Below are 18,445 nucleotides of genomic sequence, written 5' to 3'. Positions count from 1 at the left end.
CAATGAATCAAATAAGAATGATTAACATTGAAAATATCAGTGCACCCCCCTGTGATAGAAGTGATTTTTATGAAGAGCATATAATCAACAAAATTCGTAAGGATATAGAAGAAAATGGAAATTTGGACTTAAGTCACGCAATCATTGTCCGTGAAATAGGAAATAACCAATATCAAATTGTCAATGGGAATTTGAGATATATTCTTGCAAAAAAAATTGGAATTGAAAAGCTGCCATGTATTGTTAAAAATATTTCTGAAACTGATGGAATTTATGAATTTTTAAGTGAAAATACCCAACACGAACTGACCCCATTGGTTGTTGGATTGGCGGGACTATTGATAGAAAATGGTTTGGGAGGACGTGGGAATGTTAGTGATAGAACAAGGTTATGTAGATGTACTGGGATAGATAAGGGGTCATTGTCAAAATATATCAGTGCCGCCACTATATATAAACATGTAGAAAATAATTTGAATTGTGATGAAAAAAGATCTTTAGCTCGTAAATGTTCTGTTTTATGCAAAATTAAAAATTTTCCTAATGAAACATGGTTTTCATTCGCAAAATATATAGCCAATAACACTGATGCAGAGAAATTGACTAAATCCATTAATCTTGTTAAAACTGTTGAAAGCATTGAAAATAATCAAGTTTGGCGCGATTGTTTCTTCCCTTTTTCTAAAATGGTGGAAATGAGTCTAAAGGACCAAACGGGTGAAATGACGATCAAGCCTACATTTAGAGAATTGAATAAAACTGTAGAAGTATTAATGGAAAGCGGGCGTGGTGATGAAATAAACGATTTAAAGCAATGGTTGAATGAAAATGCATTCCGTGTCCAGGGTGGGCGCACTTTTTTTAATTTTCGTCAAATAATTAATCATTGTCGTGATATTTTAAATGTAAATAATCACACTGATAAGAATTTCGTCAATTGTGATGCGATTGAATTTGTTAAAAGTCTTGCGGATGAAAGTGTGACCGCATGTATCAGTGACCCTCCATTCGGGATAAATTTCCATGATATTGGAATAAGTAATACGTCTCCAATCGTTAATGATATACCAGAACAAGCTATGAAATTGTATGAAAATCTTGCAAAGAATTTGTATGCAAAAATGAAAAAAAATTCGTATGTTGTTGTATTCTACTCTCCAAAATTTATTGTACCTGTAGTTACTGCTTTTGTGAATGCACAATTTACACTTAGCGACCAGATGACATGGGTAAAGAACGGGCACGGGCAAGGAAATTTGATATCATCACCGCTAAATAAATGTGAGCATTTTTTTATTTTTAAAAAAGGGAATCCTGTTTGGCTTACAGGTGCATATAATTGTTTTGTGTATCCTGTGCCGTCAAATCGCTTGCATCCAATGCAAAAGCCAATTGAAATGATTGAATCTATCGTGGATGCAGTTTCTTCGCCAAATGATCTGATTATAGACCCTTTTTGTGGCTCAGGAACCATTCTGAAGGCTTGTTTGAACAAAAATAGATTGATAGCTGGTGCGGAAATTGATGAAAATTTTTATAACACTGCTTACTGTAATCTTTTTTGTGATGATGAAAGTAATGTTGCGGTAGCTATTTAACTGACCATTAAAGAGCGGGCACCTTTTTTTAAATGGTGCCCGCTGATAAATAATTATTTCGGTTGGTTACACTGGTATGGTGGCACTAGTCTTGTGCTGGTAAAATGGTTACCCACCGATGCTGACCTTAACTGATTTATTTATCACGCAGCTCTTTGATAATCTCTTGGCCAGTCTCCATTAACCTGGATAGATTTGCCATGCTGTCCTGTAACAACTTAATGCGCTCATCCGCATTCTTTGTATAATCACCCGAGTTATAATATATATTGCTGATACCTGTACAGTAACCATTTAGCTGTCTTTCTTTTTGTATTTTTACTTTCTCCATTAAGTTTTCATCTTCCTCTATAATGGGTGGCATTGATTTGTATGCACCATTAATAATTTTAGTTTTTGCATCTGAAACAATAGGAAGTAAATGATATTTTGCATCATCTGAGATGATTTCTGGTTCCCATGTAGCACTTGACAATAAAAATAAATCTGCAAAATTATTTAAGCAATTGATAAGGTAACTGAATTGCTCATAGCGTACATCACCTGTTTTTTTTATTATTTGCTTAATGTAGCTTCCGGTTAAACAGTACTCCAGGCGTACAATAGAAAATGAATTTGAGATAAATTTTTTATAAATTTTTTTTAGATAACTTGGGGGTAAATCTTGCATTAGTTTGTCAAAGATTTGAAATTCATGATCTGAAAAATTGAAATACTCTTTGTACCATTTCCACCAATGCCGGGTTTTTTTATAACACTTAGTTATTTGATATAGTTTATTGTAGATTTTTGCACGGCAACGAGCATTTTTTTGATTTCACCATTTTCATTTTCAGAATAAAATGGTTGCAGTAACTTCAGATTGTCCCCGGCACGAGCTTGTATTTCATCCTGCGCGGAACGGTGATTTATCAACTGGTCAATTTTAATTCGTTTGATTGGTGGGGGCGCTTCGCCAAGCAAATCGGTATGAATCAATTTGCATAATTTATTTAAGTCTTTTAAAACGGTTGGAGTAGACAAGATGTCTGTATAGGATTCTACGTAGTTTGTCTGTAATTTTTTTTCAATATAATCAGTTGTATAGTCAATGCCGGTGGATGAAAAAAAGTATTGGACGCACTTAATGGTAACGCTAGGCGATCCAATCTTTCTCAAAAAATTTGATGTAAATGTAAATATTATATTTTCAGGAGTTAATGTAATTTTAAATCCAGTACCATATTTAATGGTATGGCATACAAGTGATTTTTTTGAAATTAATAATACAAACTTGTCACCATTAAGATGCATTTGATTTGTGATTGAATTTACGGTGTTGGCATTAGAATGCCAAATTCCTTCAATCTGATCTATGCCGCAAGATATTTCATTGTTGTTTTCAGATAGTTGGTTTAGTTTGTCTTGCAAAATGTTAAAAACTACGTTATATTTATCAAGCGTGGTCATAATAGTATCTCCTTTGTTTTAACCGCCATATAATTTGCACATTGTATGGCGGTATTTGTATTATTTATATATTAAATCATATTTAATTGCCATCTTTTTATGTAATTTGTGAAAATAAACGACGCTGAACATGGCAAAATATTTTGTAAAAATTTAATGGAGAATTATTAAATGGTATAGTGGTGTGATATCGCTCGGTGTTGAATGGACCGAGCAAATCGCTTACGCCTTTAATCAATTGCACTGGTAGATTTAATATCATATATGTACTTGTACTAGTGCTAAGTTTGAGATAAGTGGAATCAAGCAATATAATTGTTTTGATTATCCATTCCAGGAAATCATATAAGAAATTGTTGATATTCAATTGATTCAAATTACACTTGGGGTGCATATCTATAACAGAGTGAACGCCAGTAGGGTACCTGGAAATGGTCAATACGCTGATACCATTTCGGTGAATTGGTGGTGGCACCAGACTATTCAATCGTGGGTGCAATTTGTTTACTTTTAAAATTAATTTTTCTATAAAAACATTATTTAACTTCAATGGTGTTGTTTCCTTTTATATTGAGTTGCCGGGTCCATATCAGCCCGGCAATTCTTATTCAATCAACGAATTATTAAATAAATTCCAGACACTTGCGATTTCCATAGCGTAATCGTCCCTGGTATTATCGTTAATAATTTCAGTAAGTTGTTCGGTTGTAATGCATGATTTGTCGGTGGGTGTGATTTTTGTTAATGGTTTGCTATCAGGCGATAATATCCAGGTGTTACTGTGATTGGTTTCATTTGATAAAAATGAATCTGTCATCATAGAATATAAAGATGATAATGACACTCCATTTGTTTTGACAAACCTACTAATAGCATTATGCTGTGCAATAGTTAGATATACGTTGATGCGTTTGGTAGTTTCTTTATTCGCTGGCATTATTTTACTTTCTCCTTTTGGCGATCAGATCTTCGTGACGCTTTACGACGTCGGACAACGACTGGTTTAACAGACTGATTTGTTCCAGGCTGATAATGGATAGCCCGTAACTACTTAATAAATTGAGCAATTTTTTCATTTCAATTTTGAATTTAACCCTCTCTAACATGATCGATTGTGCAGAAAGTGACAGGGCAAGCCCCTTTGTTTTGCTTATATTAACTCTTTGGCCTGATTTCTTTTTCAGTTTCATTTTATTTACCTCTTTTGTTTAAAGTAGTTATCAATGATTTTTTTATCAAATTGAAAAGCAGTGGTTCGCCGCATCCGTTGTCCAAGCCAAGCATATGAATCAAAAAATTGTTGAATGGTATATGATTGGCACGGTTAAAATCAATTTTTTCAATTAGTTGGGTCAGAAAGCTTTCTAATTTTGCCGGGAATGTTAGAACGTCATTGGATCTAGCAAACTCACTGTATATATAATCATAGTATGGCGTTGATTTAGTCTTGATACTTTTGTGGATACTATCTATTGTAGAGTTGGTGATATCTTTAATGGATTGGTTTAAAATGACTATTGTATAGCCTTCGTTGATTAGTTTAAATGCAAGTTCTTGGTAGTTTGGCAATGATAACAGTACAATTGTTTCGACTTTTGATTTTTGTAGTATGTCAATGTGGTCATTGTTGATTTTGTAATTTGCAAAATGGGATACACTTTTATATCCTGTTTTGCTCATTACGTCATATGTGTCATCTCGTGATGGCATTATTATAATAGTTTCAGTGTCGGATGTTGCTTGTTCCCAAACTATTTTATCTATTAACCCCAGGTTCATAAATATATCATTTTCTTTGCTCATTCAGTTCCTCCAGTATTGTTTTGTAAATGTTTTACCGCCACCTAATGATAAGAATGAAAATGACAAGTGAAAGTGACAAGCGTTGAAAGCAAATAATTTTTAACATGGTAATAGATGCCAAAATTGGAAATGATAAATTGAATGGATAAAATATACCACCACCCGGAAATGGTCCGGGATGATGCGCGGCTTGGGCCTCGGCGGGTAGTGGCTGGAAAATGCGTGGATATGGGCCACCAGGACGGCCCGAAATGGTCGGGGTGATGATTGGGTCGCCCGGAAATGAAACGCACCAGGGCGGCGCTAATGGCGAATTATGCGGGGTGGCGGCCGGGAATGTTATTGGTGGTGCATTTGCTTCAGAAATAGACGAATCATCAACCACTTATGATTAGGCGAAATGTCAAAATCTGGATCATGTATTTTATTGGTGCTGATACTTTTAGATTTTTCCATTTCAAGACGCGCATCATTTGCTTCAAACCCCGTCTTACCGACCGACCGCGTGAGCTTAGGGGTGTGGATTTTATCGTTCATCCCGGCCCAAGTGGTCTTGAATGGTTTGTTATTACTCATTGCTTTTTTTCTTTCCTGCCGATTACATTATACAACGTTGCTCTTGATACACCGTATTCACGCGCCAATGCCGATTTATCTTCGCCACCACTAATACGTGCCATCAATTGAGTGATTTGATTTTCATCGAGAATTGATTTCCGGCCAAGGTGCTTCCCCTGCCTTTTAGCAATCGCGATACCTTCGCGTTGTCGTTCTTTTATCATATCCCGTTCAAATCCGGCAACCGCACCGAGAATAGACAACATTAACTTTGAAATAGAATCTGATTCACCGCACCCAAAACTAAGATTTTCTTTATGGAATTTTATACAAACCCCTTTATTTACAAGTTCGGTGACGATGTTAAGTAAATCCGATAGGTTGCGGCATAGCCTGTCAACGCTGTGGACGTGTAAAAAATCTCCAGTGCGAACGTATGCAAGGCATTCCTGGAGCACGGGGCGCTTGGTATCCTTGGCACTGGCTTGTTCTTCAAAAAGACGATCTAAGTTGATACCGTCAAGCTGTCTTGCCAAATTTTGGTCTGTGGCACTGGTCCTAATGTATCCTACGTGTTGTCCGGTCATGGTGGTGTCCTCCTTGATTTGTCTAAGAAGGTTTTAGCAAATGTTAGAATTGGTGTCTACTTTTATTTTTGGACCTTATTAGACAAGTTCGATCCAGCAACCACGGTCGTCTAAAAAGGTCCAGGTACGTATACTTTTGTGGACATTAGAGATTCGGTAAAAGAAGATGAGGGGGGGGGCTATCCACATAAAATCAGTATGATATATAGGAGTGCTTGACATTTGATTTGTTTTGGTCTTTATTTAAAAAAAGGAGTGTTAAATGCATAAAACTATTTTTTGCACGGTGTTATTTATTGCCCTTTGCTGTTTGGTTGGTTGTGGCTCATCAAGTAGTGATAATCCTAATGCTAAGCCAGAACCAATCGTGAATACGTTCAATAGCGTTCACCTTTTTCAGCCTTTGCCTGATGATATAAAAAATAATAATACGGGAAATACTTCTTTTAAAGGATATGCTCAGTATCGCCAGGACGCTTTTAAAATGCAACTGGTCCCTTTTTTGGGAAACAGTGTTGAAACGATAAAATATAATTTTGACCAAAATGATGGACTGGTCAAAAGTATAAATATTTTAGTTAAAAACGAATCTGTTGATTCGCTTAAAAAAAGTATGATTAAGAAATTCGGTGTTCCACAAAAAATTTGCAAGAGAACAATGGTTCTTGATGATGGTAAATCCATTGCATTTGATTTGTCGAGGTGGGTTGACGATAAATATACACTTGAGTTGGGTGCAAAGGAAGATAAATCATCTGGATTGTCTTGGGTTAATATTCAAACAAATGAGTATCGCCAGCAATCTGATGCTAATCAATTGAACCAGAAAGGCGTAAAAAATATTGCTACAGAATGTAGTGATTTTAAGTAGCTTTTGTATAAGCATTGCAAGCGCAAAAGCCTCTATAGCCTTGGGGCTTTTGCGCTTTTTAAGGTTCGGTTCGTGATCGTTTCGGTCAGATTTTAAGTATTTGCCTAGTTAAGGCTCCGGTCGAAATGCAAGCAATGATGAGGACCGGTGTCAATTTTAAAGCCAAAAGTTTACTCTTACTAGTAGTAAAGCAGTGATTCTGAATAACGTATTGATTTAATTAGAATGTCAAGGTACAGTTTGTGTGTACATGCATTCGAATAAAATAGTGGTGTTGAAGTTGAGTTTTCGATAAATTTTTCCAATAAATCTAGGGTCTTGTATGATTATTATATACAAAGCTAATTCGGTTCTCCCCTTCGGCACCAAGATTTCAGGGGTTGCAGCCAAACGGCTGCAACCCCTCTTTTTTTGTCCAAGAGGTTGTGGCTGGGCTTCAAAAAGCACTGTGTTTTCCCCTGTTCGCCAAAAGCGGGCAAAGCGCGGGGGCAAACATGCCGCCTGGCGGCGTGGGCCGCAGCCATGTCACAAGCCAGCGCATCGCCTCAGAGCCGAAGGAAAGCATTCTCTCCCCCACGGCCGACTTCACGAGCTTTCCTCACGGAAGCTCTGCCGAAAGGGCGGTCCATCCGACGCGGCCGCCGGGTCCCTACTGCAGCAACAGCAGATACGCAGGTGCTTGTGTCCGTACGGCCGAGGTGTCGGCAAAATCAAGGCCCCAGACGTTGCCCGTGGTGGTGGAGTCGTCCGTCGAGGTCGCCGTGACGGCCTGTTTCGAGGCAAAGGTGTAACCGCTTTTGGTCACGGCCACGGTATAGGTAGAGGCGGCCGGGACCTTGGCCAGGGCGTAGATGCCCTTGGCGTTGGTGGTGGCGGTATAGGTGCCGCCGCCTGACCGAGTGGCGGTCACCGTGGCCCCGTTGACCGGATTTGCCTCGCCGTCGAGCACCCGGCCGCTGATGATCTCGCCACTGCCCGTAACATAGACATTATAGACGGCCTTGTAGACCGACGTGAAAATGGAGCCGTCTGTGCGGATAGTCGGCAGATTATACCATACGTTGTCGGAACCGCTCCAGCCCATGTTCAGATGATGGTAGAGCGTTGCGGTATTGTAGCCGTAGCCGTCGCCGACAATGGCATGTCCGCCGTCACCGGTGATGCCGAACAACACCGGGTAGCCGGCATCCAGATTGGCGTTGACCATGGTGTTGCGGGCCGTGGCCGGCAGGTTGTTTCCGGAATCATAGGCAGTGGCTGCATTGGTGTAGCCAAAGGTGTTCTTGAATGCAGCGGCGGCCGTTAAGGTATCTGTGCCGGAACTTTGGCAATAATCCATGTTCACCGAGACTCCGGCATCGGCGGTGAGCGCGCCGATGGCGTTGCGCTGGGTTTCGGAAGTCGATGCGTCGGGGCCAAGCGGCATGTTGGCTCAGTCGTAGGCCCCGCCGGAACCGTTGCCGCCCCGAAGCGCCCTGGAGGATGCTACTTCGCATACAGAAATGGTATATGAGGCGGTCCCGACGCCGGCCGTGGGGAATTGGTGGAACCGCATGAGCTGGGCCATGGCCGTGGCCACGCAGCCGCAGACACGATTGCCTGGCGTGTAGATGTTGTAGGTATTGACCCCGCCAGCCGTATCCTGGCCCCAGGTGGTGGCGACAAGCGGGCTGACGCGCACATCGTTGATGGTGGGAATGCCCTGTTCCGTCTGGGCGGTCGCGCTTGCAGTCCCCAGGAGCCTCGACCACTTGGCCTGGGCTTCGCTGGCGGCCTGGGCCGCGAGCTTGTCCGTCGGCTGGCGCACGGCCATGACCCGGCCAGGGATGTCGTTGGAGACCAAAGCGCCGAAGGGGTTGGCCTCGGACGGGTCGAACTGGCCGGACGGGGAGAAGGCCACGATAGGCTCTACTTCGTCGTCAGCCGGCACGATGACCAAGCCCTGCCCGTCCAAGGTCACAACATAATACGCGGGCAATCCGGCAATGTCGCCATAGGCCGCCACTGCAGCGGCCTGCCCGACCAGGGGTGCTCCCAGGGGTGCGGCCTCCAGGGACAGCCAGCCTGAAACCACAGCCAGGGCCTGGGCAGCCGAGGTCGGAGCGGCCCAGGCTGGTGCGGCAAACGCTGCAACAAGCAACGCAAATGCCAGGACACTGCCGACAAGACCGTGTCGATGCCGGGTACGACGCCACACGCATGGAGAGCAGGGCAGATTCATAGATCCCCTCCACCAAGATGGATGTGATTCACCGTTCCAAAACAATTACGCCAGACAACGTAAGCTTCCCACATTTTTCTCACTACCGAATGGCTGTCGCCTTGTCAAAAAGCGTCGAACCCCATATTCGATCAAGCAAGAGCATGTATAACTCCGGCCTTGGCGTGGAGTCTGCGAGCGCAGGCTGCGCTTGTCAGGGGAGGAGTATGGGGGTTGGCAGGAACCTGCTGCGCAGCTTTCGTATTTCGAAGTGTGGGACAGAAAAAGGCATAAGATTCAATTTCTATAAGTGGGGACTCAATTGGTAGGGGCTGGATTCCATTGGCTAGCTTACAAAAATGAGCTATTCTCGTAGCCAACCGTTATTTGGTAGGGAAATGGAGCGGCCTGTCCCCTGAAACGAGAGAACTTGTCCAATCTGATTATTTAAATGCGAATCATGCTGGCGGCCGAACAGAGCCGGAAGCGGAAAATGGGTGGCGGGTTGCGAAACCGTTTTTGTGCGGTCACCGATACGCACGGTGATGCCGTCGCACGCAATGAGAGAGGCCGCACAGTGCTTGCTGCCGCTGGCGACAAGCATTGTGCGGCCAGCGCGCTGTGGGAGAGAGGCCGTATATGAAATATGATTTGCGAAATGCCTCGTTTCTTATTCTGGTTAAATACGATTCTCTTGAAAGAGTGCGAAACTTAAATATCGTACTGAATTTTTTAATTAAACATTTTGACGCTGCTATATTAATGCTGGAGATCGGAAAAACCAGACATTTTGAACAACAGATCAATCTGTATAAAGATACTATAAAATATGAGTTTATAGAAGATGGCAGCGATTTCTTTCATCGGACCAAGTATCTCAATGTGCTCATAAAAAAGAGCCGCACAGACGTTGTGGCCATTACGGATGCTGATACGATTTGCCATCCGGCAAATATACGGCGGGCGTATCAGTTTGTCCTGGACGGGGTTGCTGTCTCATTGCCTTACAGCGGCTTGTTTCTTGACGTGCCAGAGTCTTTGATCCCCAATTTTTTGCATTCTCCCAAGCAATTCCCAGCTCCAGGCAGTTGCAACGTGCTGTACGAAGACGGGACCGGAGGGCTGGTCTTTTTTGATAAAAAGAGCATTGCCGAAGCTGGCTATTACAATGAGTATTTTAAGTCGTGGGGGCATGAGGACCGCGAACTGTTGCATCGCATGGCGATGCTCGATTTTCAGAAAAAAGTTGTGAGCGGACATATGTATCATTTACACCATCCGCGCTATCAAGACAGCCATCCTGTGAAAAATCCTTATTTTAATGATAATTGCAAGGAGTATGACAAAGTGAAGGGTATGGATCTGGAAGAATTGAAGAATTATATCGCGGATTTTGAGTGGATATAGCCGGTGGTGCATTTGGTACAGGCCGTTCGTCGTGATAACGTTTGCGCCGGGCTGTGCTAAGTGCTGTCTCGGGTTTCGCCAGAGCGCCTGCGGCCCGTTTATGGCCTGGTGCGAGCCTCTTGCCGCATCAACTGGCCGAAACGGCGCGCCTGAACGGATGCCGGCGTTTACGGCCTGGCCCGATCCTCTTGCCGCAACAAGGCCAGAGCCGGGATGTTTCCCTGCAAGGCGGCCAAGCGTATGTCTGCCAGTCCTTTCTCGGTATTGCCCAGGCGCATAAAGCAGATTCCCCGTCCGCAATAGGCATCAAGGTTGCCTGGGTCTGACTCGATTATGCCGGTAAACAATGTTATGGCGGCAGTGTATTTCTCCGATTCAAGCAACCCCAGGGCGCAGTCGAGTATTTTCGAATTCGCTACTGCCGATTCGGCGTGGCGGCTGGGGTTTACGCTTTTGGCCGTCACGAGATAATACAGGCCGACGGCTTGCATGGCGTATTGCGCGGCAGTCAAGAGCCATTGCATACCGCGAACCGACATATCGATCAGGCCGGGCAGATCCATGGCTGCTCCGGCGACAAATGAAATGAAGACCAAATAGCGTGCTGTTTTACTTTTTTTTCGAGAGACGAGCAGGACGATCCAGGCATTTGACGCGGCTGCAAGCACTTGAAAGACGAACATGAGATCAGTGCTGATAAACGGATTTGCCGCTTTGCCGTCAAAGACAAACAGCAAAAGGCCAATGGCCAGGGAGCCAAGCCAGAGCCGTTCAAATAGCGCGATATTTTTCTGTATTCGCATGCCCTCTCTCGGCCGCGGCCATACTCGTGACGCAGGTGGGGATAGAAACGGCGTGTTCCCCGAGCGGCTTCGCGCAGACGCCGTTTATGCCAACCCCAGGCTGGCGTGGCAACGACTATCCTTTGCGCCCCAGAAAGCAGAAGTGCCGCCACAGTCCAGCGTAGGCCGGTTTGGTTTCATAGGACAGGGTGGTCAACCGGGCGGCCAAAAGCGGCGGCAGATGGCCGTCCAGGCGTACGTGGTTCAGGCCCATCCAGGTGCGAAACCACGGGAACGGCGAATCGTTGAAATCAACCACAGCCACAATTCCACCCGGGCGTACATGCAGCCAGGCCGTTTCCACGGCAGCTTCAAAGCCGGGATTAAACATGGTCAGGGCATAGGAAAAAACGATGAGATCCTGGGAGTTGTGCCCCAGGCTGTCCGGGCCGTAGGCACCGCAAGCCAGGGTCACCCGATCCGCTGCCGTGGCTGTTGCCTTGCGCGCCCGGGCCAGCATGGGCGGGCACAGGTCCAGCCCGGTCAGACGGGCCGTGGGCAACATGCGGGCCAGGGCGCGCAGATTGCGCCCCGTGCCGCAGCCCACTTCCGCCACCCGCGCCCCGTGCTCCCGGCCGGTGGCGGCCAAGGCCGCACAGGAGAGTTCAAGCAGACGGGCGCGGTCAAACAGGAAACTCCACCGGGTCGCATCATAGATGCCGGCATGGAGCCGGTAATAGCCTTTAAGGCCGGCGGCCGAGCATTCCATCAGCCCACCACGGCCAGATGCTGGCTGCCATAGGTGCCGACCCGGTCGGCGGCGTGCAGGGGCTGGGTCAGTTCGGGCAAAAAGCGCAACCGCTGGCGGGCCGCGTCCGGCACAAACGAGACATCCAGGCCGGCCGAGCGCATCAAGAGCTTGGCTTGGGGCGCGGCAGCAGCGAAAATGCCGTCCCATTCCTCGGCCAGGGCCTGGGGGTTGTGGTGGGCCAGCCAGTCCTGATGGTCGAGCAGGACAATGTGGCTGTAAAAGCCTTTCTTGCGGCCCAGCAAATCACTTAACGATTCGGTGTGGATGAAAAGGCGGGGCAGGCGCTCCCGGATGACGGCGAAGTTGGCTTCCTTGAGATATTCGGGACAGCATTCCCGGGTGTAGCGGCCGGTCATGTAGACACGCCAGAAGTAATTTTCAGCCATGGGCACTTCGGTGAACACCTGGCGCACCTTGTCCCGGACAAAGCCCTCCAGGCCGCCCGGGTGGGAGTCGCGGATAAGCCGGATCTGCGGCTGGGGCACGCCAAGAAGCGCCATGAGTTCCGGCCGGCCGACCAGCCAGCGCGAGAGCCGGTCCCAGAAGGCCGGCTCGATGGCGGCGTAGGCACGGCGCTGCTCGTCAGGGGTCCGGGCGGCCAGCAGCCGGGGGATTTCCCGGCGCACCCGGGGTTTTATAAGGCCCAGCAGCCGCGAGAAGGCAAAGGCCACCACCCCGGAAGCGCCGTGGTAGTAAAACGACCGCGACAGCCGGCCGGCCTTGAAATAGCCGATGTTGTCGTCCCAGTAGGCGGCGGCATAGGCGGGCAGATGCTTTCTTATCCGGGCGTAGATCGCGGCGCAGTTCGGACCGCCGCCGTCGCCGAAAAAGCTGAAAAGCTCTTCAAAGGTGCCGTGGAGAAAAAGGCCGCGCTTGAGTTCGAGCAGGGCGTTTTGCCGGAAATTAAGATCCACGCAATCGACCTGGGCCGGATCATCCAGCAGATAGTCCAGGGCATTGTCCCCGGCCGAGGTGATGACCGCCACCCGCGAGGCGCTGGTCAGACCCAGGAGCCGGCGATCCAGGCGGGGATCTTCCCAGCAGGTGTTGTAGATGAGGCGGTTGCGGTAGACGAGACCGAAAAAGGCGTCTTGCAGACGCTGGGTGAGCTTTGGCTGTTGCTTCATAAAAACCGTCTATACCCGGGAAGGATGGACGGAAAAAGCGACGTTTCCGTGACACTGGCGGCTGTTTGCCGTGGCCGGGCACGGTCTGGCGGCAGGTGCGCCGTACCTGTGGAGGCGGCTGGCGGTCTACAGGATCTTGCGCACTTTCATGATGATAATAATAGAAATAGTGAGCACGATGCTTATGGCAGACACGATGGATATGGCTGTGGTGTCATGCTGAAAAGGCAATTCGATGTTCATGCCGTAAAAACTGGTAATGAATGTGGGGATCATGATGATGACGGTCAATGACGTCAAAACCTTCATGATCTCGTTGACGCTGTTGGAGATGATCGAGGAATAAACGTCAGCAATGGAGCGCAAGACTTCTGTGAAAATCTTTGACATATAAATGCCCTGGCGCGTTTCGGTCAAGGCGTAGTCCAGTCCGTCCACCTCGTCTTCTGAAAAGGCGAGTTTAGTGGTTGCGCCCACGGGCAGGCCCTTGCGCATGATTCTGTCGATAATAAAGTCATTGGTCTTTAAGGCAGAATGAAAATACGTGACTGTTTTTTGCAAATTGAGCAGTAACTTGAGGTCTTCATTGGAGCGCGTATCGGCCAGATCGTGTTCCAATTCCTGGATTTCTGCTGAAATCTCCTTGAGATAGCGCATAAAGAGCATCGAGATTTCTTTGATGACGTGGCACAAATGCTGTTCAATCCGCAGCAGGCAGGTGGATTGGCCGCAGTTGTGCAGCCGCAGCTGGATGGCTGCGTCGTCCACGCGGCAAATGGTGGTGATAACGGACTGGGATAAGATGATACCGATGGGGACTGTGGAGCGCCGTTCGTCGCCGTAGCGCGTCTCAAGATAGGGTGCCCGGATGACGACCATGGTGCTCTCGTCCTCGGATTCGATGCGCGGGCACTCGTGTTGGTCCAGGGCATGCCCGATGAACTCCGCGCCCAGCGGGGCCAGGGCCAGGGCCTTCGCGATTTCGTCAGGATTGGGGTCGACCAGATTGATCCAGGTGTAGCGCAGGGCGCTGTCGGATTCGCCGGCGTTTTCAGGAGCGTTGCTGTGTATCGTTAACATCGTGCGAGCCTATCCACAGGAAGAGTTTGACCGCCAGGGCGGGTGAACAGGTGCTGTTTGCCAGACGCCGTAGAAGCCTAGTATCAGTGGAACAATCCTTATAAAATGTGCCAGAAGGAAGGTTTAGGCAAGTGACGTTTCCGTGACAAAACGTCCTTGGGTGAACTGAAAACTGCGGCTAATCGCTACTGTACCGCAACAAAGGAGACGTAGAGGCTTGGAGAACACCGTAGCACCAGAGTCACCTCTTGTAAGGAAAAAACATGAAAGTCGATTTGCACGTGCACTCCAAGTTTTCCGCGCGGCCGTCCCAATGGGTATTGCAGAAAATAAACTGCCCGGAAAGCTTCACGGAACCCGCGCTCATCTACGACGAAGCCAGACGAAAAGGCATGGGGCTGGTGACGATTTCCGACCACAACTGTATTGACGGCTCCTTGGCCATTGCCCATCTGCCGGGAACCTTCATGAGTGAGGAAGTAACGTCGTATTTCCCCGAAGACCACTGCAAAGTCCATGTCCTGGTCTATGACATTGACGAGAACAAGCATCGCGAGATGCAGCGCCTGCGCGAAAATATCTATGATCTCGTCGGGTACCTGCGCCAGGAAGGCATCCACCACGCGGTAGCCCATCCGCTCTTCGGGGTCAACGATCGCATGACTGTGGAAAATTTTGAAAAAATGCTGCTGCTCTTTCGCAACTTTGAAATTAACGGAGCCCGCGACGCCTGGCAAAACGAGTGCCTGCGCGACATTATCCCCGGCCTTGACGCCGCCGTCATCTGGCGTCTGGCCGAAAAGCACGCCATCGACCCCGGCTATGCCCAGCCCTGGCGCAAGAACCTGATCGGCGGCTCCGACGACCACAGCGCCCTGACCATCGCCACCACCTACACCCAGGTGGAAGGGGCAACCGACCTCGCCCAATTTCTCGACGGCCTGGAAAACGGTGCCGCCACGGCGCGCGGCGCATCCAGCACCCCGCGCACCATGGCCCGCAACCTCTACAGCATCGCCTACCAATACTACAAACACCGTTTCGGCATCGAACGCTTCCTGGACAAGGACGTGACACTCAAAGTGGTGGACCGCTTCCTGGAACCCGGCGTCCACGGCAGCGTCGGACTGGCCTTTCGCCTGCGCACCCGGATCCTGCGCGGGCTGTCCCGCCGTCGGGCCACGGCCAATACGCCGTTGCGCGATCTGATCCGGCTGGAGACCGAATCCCTGATCCGGTCCGACCCGACCCTGATGGAATTCGCCCAGGTCGGGGTTTTAAACGGTGAGAATCTGGAAAACGGCTGGTTTTCCTTCGTCAACCGGGCCACCAACCAGGTGGCCACCCATTTTGCCGGAACGCTGCTCGACCACGTCAGCGGTGCCAATGTGTTCGACATTTTCGGTTCCCTGGGTTCGGCCGGGGCGCTGTATACCATGCTGGCCCCCTATTTTCTGGCCTATTCCATTTTCACCAAGGACCGGGCCTTTAGCAGCCAGGCCCGGGAGGCGCTGCTTGGCAACACCGGCCAGGACGCCGGAGCCCGGGTGGCCCATTTCACCGATACCTTCCACGAGATAAACGGTGTTTCGGGCACGTTGCGCCAGCAGGCCAAACTGGCCCTTAAGACCGGCCGGAAACTGACCATCGTCACGTGCGATAACGGCCCGCGCGTCTTTGAGCCGGGGGTGAAAAATTTCAAGCCCATCGGCGTCTACTGTCTCGATGAATATCCGGAGCAAAAGCTCTTTTATCCGCCGCTTTTGGAGATGCTCGACTTCGTCTACGCCGGCAACTTCACCCACATCCATTCGGCCACTCCGGGGTTGATCGGTCTGGCCGCCCTGTCCATCGCCAAGACGCTACGCCTGCCGATCTATGGCACCTACCACACGGCCATTCCCCAGTACGCCCAGATTCTCACCGGCGACGAGGCCATGGAAGACCTGACCTGGAAATTTATCATCTGGTATTACAATCAGATGGACTACGTCTATGTACCGTCCCGGGAAACCGGCCGGGAGCTGGAGGAAAAGGGGCTCGACCCGGCCAAGCTGCGGCTTTTCCCCAGAGGCGTGGATGTGGTCCAGTTCTCGCCGGACAACCGGTCCGAGGCCGTGGCCGAGGCGTTCGAGCTGGGAGACGGCCCGCGTCTGCTGTATGCCGGCCGGGTGTCCCGGGAAAAAGACCTGCATCTGCTGGCCGCTGCCTTTCGCCGGCTGGTGACCCGGTTCCCCAAGGCGGTCCTCACCATCGTCGGCGACGGGCCGTATCTCGATGCCCTGCGCGGCCTGCTGGACGGCACACCCACGGTCTTTACCGGCTACCGCGAGGGCGAGGAGCTGACGGCCCTTTTTGCCACCTGCGATCTCTTCGTCTTCCCGAGTGCCACCGACACCTTTGGCAACGTGGTCCTGGAGGCTCAGGCTTCGGGTCTGCCCATCATCGTCTCGGACCAGGGCGGCCCCATGGAGAACATCCTGCCCGGCGAAACCGGTCTGGTGGTGCCGGCCGGGGACGCCGAGGCCCTGTATCAGGCCCTGGTGCGGCTCGTTGCCGACCCCAAACGCCTGCAGGCCATGGGCCGGGCCGCCCGGACCTATGCCGAAACCCGCACCATTGAGACGGCCTTTGAGCAGTTCTGGCGGATGTACGAATCGATGCCGCCGGTTGACACCGACGCCGCAACCGGCCGCAACCACGGGATGGCGGCGGTGGCAGCGGAGCCGATGCCGTTACTCTCGGCCGGCTAAGGGCCGGGGTTCCCGACCGCAGGCCCGGACTGCAAAAGCCCGTCGGGGAACCGGCGGGCTTTTGTTTGGTGGGGGAAAGGCGCGGGGGCTGGCCTTACGCCTGCCCGGGGCCGGGTGCTGCGCCAGATTGTCCGGCATACCGCGCCAGCCTGGCCGGCTCAGGCGGCCGGCGGCCGTCAAAGTCGCCGCAGGCTTTGTAATAGCGCAGATCAGACAGCCAATAGCCGAGCTGCCGCCGGTCGGCCCGAAGGAGCCGGCCCCAGCCGGCCGGCCCGGCCAGGAGGTCTTCAAACGGTGCCAGCAGTTCGCTGGGGTCGCGAAAGCACTCCCAATCGCAGATGCGGCAATGGGGCGTGCCGGCCAGCTGGTCCTCGCGCATCTTCCAGAACGGCCCCAGGTTCTCCGTTCCCCGGTAGCCGCAGGGAAAGGTGTCGCCGAAGCGGTTCACATAAAAAAAGCTCACCCCGCCCAGGCACGGTCGGGTTGCGCGTGGGGCACCGGCATAGTGCCGCCACAGGGCATAGACGGCGCTTTGCGGCGTGAAGATGCGCAGCTTGTCCCGGTTGCGCGGCACGGTGTCCAGCACGGCCCGAAACAGGGCAGCCTTTTCCCAGGCCCCAAACGTCACCCGGCCATCAGCCGAACTGGCGGCGTATTCCGCTGTCGTGCCGTGCTCCTGGTCGGCGTCGCTCATGGGATAGCAGCAGTTGGCGATGGTAAAGCCCAGTCCTGCCGCCGTGGTGAAAAAACGGGTCAGGGCCGCGCCGGCGGCAGCGTACAAGGCCGCATCATCGCGGCCTTGCACGGCATCAGGGCCGCCCATCAGGCGGTTGATGGCCAGATTGGCCGTGGGATAGATGCCCCGGTCATGGAACAGGGGCAAGGCGCGGGCCAGGCCCTCGATCAGGCCGGGAAAGCCCCGGTTGGCCTCGTGGGTGGCTGCATCGGCCGAATCCAGGCTGATCCAGACGTTTCGCACCGGGGTGCGGGCCAGGGCGTCGGCCAGCCGGGCCACGCGGTCCGAGAAGCCCGGCGCGCCGGGGTTGGCAAAGCGGTAGCCATTGGTGCCGGTGCGCAGATAGCGGATGCCGGCCTGGCCGGCGTAGGTCAGCAGCGTGCACAACCGCGTATCGCACAACAGTGGTTCGCCGCCGGTAAAGGACAAGGCCGAGACACCAAGGGCGGCGCAGCGGTCGATGATTTTCTTGGCCGTATCGATTTCCATGTCGCCGCGCGCCCCGCCGGCGGTGGCACGCATGCCGCATTGGGCGCAGTGGGCATTGCAGCGGTTGGTCAGTTGCACGACGACCTGCCGGGGCCGCCCCTTTTGGCGCAAAATTTGTAAAATCGACACGGTTCCCTCGCAGCGGCGTTTTGCTTAAGCCTCTAGCGGCCTGCGGGTGCAGGGCCATGACCGGT

The 18,445-nt window shown here is 50.4% G+C and carries 17 protein-coding genes and 1 pseudogene; 4 read left to right on the top strand and 14 right to left on the bottom strand.

The window, feature by feature from the left end; all coding sequences use genetic code 11:
- Nucleotides 1-2 precede the first annotated feature (2 nt).
- Nucleotides 3-1,598, top strand: a complete 1,596-nt coding sequence (locus GTA51_RS04815; RefSeq protein ID WP_160959155.1) for a DNA modification methylase — start codon at nt 3-5, stop codon at nt 1,596-1,598.
- 136 nt (nt 1,599-1,734) lie between these two features.
- On the opposite strand, the gene GTA51_RS04810 is transcribed toward GTA51_RS04815, so the two are convergent.
- From GTA51_RS04810 to GTA51_RS04780, 7 genes are all read right to left on the bottom strand, one after another.
- Entirely contained in the window at nt 1,735-2,268 is a 534-nt protein-coding gene (locus GTA51_RS04810) for a hypothetical protein (RefSeq protein ID WP_160959153.1), read from the bottom strand.
- 92 nt (nt 2,269-2,360) lie between these two features.
- Nucleotides 2,361-3,047, bottom strand: coding sequence for a hypothetical protein (locus GTA51_RS04805; RefSeq protein ID WP_160959152.1), 687 nt, complete (start codon nt 3,045-3,047; stop codon nt 2,361-2,363).
- A gap of 604 nt (nt 3,048-3,651) precedes the next feature.
- Complete coding sequence (locus GTA51_RS04800; RefSeq protein WP_160959150.1) at nt 3,652-3,984, bottom strand: hypothetical protein; 333 nt, start codon at nt 3,982-3,984, stop codon at nt 3,652-3,654.
- Between the two features lie 4 nt (nt 3,985-3,988).
- Nucleotides 3,989-4,237 carry a hypothetical protein gene (locus GTA51_RS04795; protein ID WP_160959149.1) on the bottom strand — a complete coding sequence of 83 codons (249 nt, stop codon included), beginning with the start codon at nt 4,235-4,237 and terminating at the stop codon, nt 3,989-3,991.
- 1 nt (nt 4,238) lies between these two features.
- Complete coding sequence (locus tag GTA51_RS04790) at nt 4,239-4,850, bottom strand: hypothetical protein (protein WP_160959147.1); 612 nt, start codon at nt 4,848-4,850, stop codon at nt 4,239-4,241.
- Between the two features lie 339 nt (nt 4,851-5,189).
- Nucleotides 5,190-5,426: a hypothetical protein gene (locus GTA51_RS04785; protein WP_160959146.1), complete on the bottom strand. Its 237-nt coding sequence runs from the start codon at nt 5,424-5,426 to the stop codon at nt 5,190-5,192.
- Nucleotides 5,423-5,995, bottom strand: a complete 573-nt coding sequence (locus GTA51_RS04780; RefSeq protein ID WP_160959144.1) for a recombinase family protein — start codon at nt 5,993-5,995, stop codon at nt 5,423-5,425. Before GTA51_RS04780 ends, GTA51_RS04785 begins: the two co-directional genes overlap by 4 nt.
- Before the next feature lie 262 nt (nt 5,996-6,257).
- Here GTA51_RS04780 and GTA51_RS04775 point away from each other — a divergent pair, with 262 nt between their 5' ends.
- Nucleotides 6,258-6,866: a hypothetical protein gene (locus GTA51_RS04775; protein ID WP_160959143.1), complete on the top strand. Its 609-nt coding sequence runs from the start codon at nt 6,258-6,260 to the stop codon at nt 6,864-6,866.
- Nucleotides 6,867-7,515: 649 nt separating this feature from the next.
- On the opposite strand, the gene GTA51_RS20890 is transcribed toward GTA51_RS04775, so the two are convergent.
- Both GTA51_RS20890 and GTA51_RS20885 read right to left on the bottom strand, forming a co-directional pair.
- Nucleotides 7,516-7,950 carry a carboxypeptidase-like regulatory domain-containing protein gene (locus GTA51_RS20890; RefSeq protein ID WP_246197987.1) on the bottom strand — a complete coding sequence of 145 codons (435 nt, stop codon included), beginning with the start codon at nt 7,948-7,950 and terminating at the stop codon, nt 7,516-7,518.
- Nucleotides 7,930-9,006 (bottom strand): annotated as a pseudogene (locus tag GTA51_RS20885) (C10 family peptidase); the annotation flags it as partial. The gene GTA51_RS20890 and the pseudogene GTA51_RS20885, both read right to left, overlap by 21 nt.
- Before the next feature lie 699 nt (nt 9,007-9,705).
- Between GTA51_RS20885 and GTA51_RS04760 the strand changes: the two are divergent.
- Nucleotides 9,706-10,473, top strand: coding sequence for a galactosyltransferase-related protein (locus GTA51_RS04760; RefSeq protein WP_160959138.1), 768 nt, complete (start codon nt 9,706-9,708; stop codon nt 10,471-10,473).
- 167 nt (nt 10,474-10,640) lie between these two features.
- Here GTA51_RS04760 and GTA51_RS04755 read toward each other — a convergent pair whose 3' ends face one another.
- From GTA51_RS04755 to GTA51_RS04740, 4 genes are all read right to left on the bottom strand, one after another.
- Nucleotides 10,641-11,276, bottom strand: a complete 636-nt coding sequence (locus tag GTA51_RS04755; RefSeq protein WP_160959136.1) for a tetratricopeptide repeat protein — start codon at nt 11,274-11,276, stop codon at nt 10,641-10,643.
- A 115-nt stretch (nt 11,277-11,391) separates the two neighbouring features.
- Nucleotides 11,392-12,024: a class I SAM-dependent methyltransferase gene (locus GTA51_RS04750; RefSeq protein ID WP_160959135.1), complete on the bottom strand. Its 633-nt coding sequence runs from the start codon at nt 12,022-12,024 to the stop codon at nt 11,392-11,394.
- The gene (locus GTA51_RS04745; RefSeq protein WP_160959133.1) at nt 12,024-13,193 is read right to left on the bottom strand and encodes a BtaA family protein; all 1,170 of its coding nucleotides are present in this window, start codon (nt 13,191-13,193) and stop codon (nt 12,024-12,026) included. Before GTA51_RS04745 ends, GTA51_RS04750 begins: the two co-directional genes overlap by 1 nt.
- 126 nt (nt 13,194-13,319) lie before the next feature.
- Nucleotides 13,320-14,273: a magnesium transporter CorA family protein gene (locus GTA51_RS04740; protein WP_160959132.1), complete on the bottom strand. Its 954-nt coding sequence runs from the start codon at nt 14,271-14,273 to the stop codon at nt 13,320-13,322.
- Between the two features lie 263 nt (nt 14,274-14,536).
- Between GTA51_RS04740 and GTA51_RS04735 the strand changes: the two genes are divergently transcribed.
- Complete coding sequence (locus tag GTA51_RS04735) at nt 14,537-17,026, top strand: glycosyltransferase (protein WP_160959130.1); 2,490 nt, start codon at nt 14,537-14,539, stop codon at nt 17,024-17,026.
- Between the two features lie 94 nt (nt 17,027-17,120).
- Here GTA51_RS04735 and GTA51_RS04730 read toward each other — a convergent pair whose 3' ends face one another.
- Nucleotides 17,121-18,380 carry a radical SAM protein gene (locus GTA51_RS04730; RefSeq protein WP_160959129.1) on the bottom strand — a complete coding sequence of 420 codons (1,260 nt, stop codon included), beginning with the start codon at nt 18,378-18,380 and terminating at the stop codon, nt 17,121-17,123.
- Nucleotides 18,381-18,445 lie beyond the last annotated feature (65 nt).

It is taken from the genome of Solidesulfovibrio aerotolerans, from assembly GCF_009856865.1.
In the GTDB taxonomy this organism is placed as follows: Bacteria; Desulfobacterota; Desulfovibrionia; order Desulfovibrionales; family Desulfovibrionaceae; genus Solidesulfovibrio; species Solidesulfovibrio aerotolerans.
The sequence above is the reverse complement of the archived record's forward strand: the minus strand, read 5'-3'. Positions and strand labels throughout refer to the sequence as shown.

Coding starts and splice junctions, on each gene's coding strand:
- GTA51_RS04795 (WP_160959149.1), bottom strand. CDS start 4,237: ATGAAACTGAAAAAGAAATCAGGCCAAAGAGTTAATATAAGCAAAACA.
- GTA51_RS04780 (WP_160959144.1), bottom strand. CDS start 5,995: ATGACCGGACAACACGTAGGATACATTAGGACCAGTGCCACAGACCAA.
- GTA51_RS04750 (WP_160959135.1), bottom strand. CDS start 12,024: ATGGAATGCTCGGCCGCCGGCCTTAAAGGCTATTACCGGCTCCATGCC.
- GTA51_RS04805 (WP_160959152.1), bottom strand. CDS start 3,047: ATGACCACGCTTGATAAATATAACGTAGTTTTTAACATTTTGCAAGAC.
- GTA51_RS04790 (WP_160959147.1), bottom strand. CDS start 4,850: ATGAGCAAAGAAAATGATATATTTATGAACCTGGGGTTAATAGATAAA.
- GTA51_RS04760 (WP_160959138.1), top strand. CDS start 9,706: ATGAAATATGATTTGCGAAATGCCTCGTTTCTTATTCTGGTTAAATAC.
- GTA51_RS04740 (WP_160959132.1), bottom strand. CDS start 14,273: ATGTTAACGATACACAGCAACGCTCCTGAAAACGCCGGCGAATCCGAC.
- GTA51_RS04815 (WP_160959155.1), top strand. CDS start 3: ATGAATCAAATAAGAATGATTAACATTGAAAATATCAGTGCACCCCCC.
- GTA51_RS04785 (WP_160959146.1), bottom strand. CDS start 5,426: ATGAGTAATAACAAACCATTCAAGACCACTTGGGCCGGGATGAACGAT.
- GTA51_RS04755 (WP_160959136.1), bottom strand. CDS start 11,276: ATGCGAATACAGAAAAATATCGCGCTATTTGAACGGCTCTGGCTTGGC.
- GTA51_RS04735 (WP_160959130.1), top strand. CDS start 14,537: ATGAAAGTCGATTTGCACGTGCACTCCAAGTTTTCCGCGCGGCCGTCC.
- GTA51_RS04800 (WP_160959150.1), bottom strand. CDS start 3,984: ATGCCAGCGAATAAAGAAACTACCAAACGCATCAACGTATATCTAACT.
- GTA51_RS04745 (WP_160959133.1), bottom strand. CDS start 13,193: ATGAAGCAACAGCCAAAGCTCACCCAGCGTCTGCAAGACGCCTTTTTC.
- GTA51_RS04775 (WP_160959143.1), top strand. CDS start 6,258: ATGCATAAAACTATTTTTTGCACGGTGTTATTTATTGCCCTTTGCTGT.
- GTA51_RS20890 (WP_246197987.1), bottom strand. CDS start 7,950: ATGGGCTGGAGCGGTTCCGACAACGTATGGTATAATCTGCCGACTATC.
- GTA51_RS04810 (WP_160959153.1), bottom strand. CDS start 2,268: ATGCAAGATTTACCCCCAAGTTATCTAAAAAAAATTTATAAAAAATTT.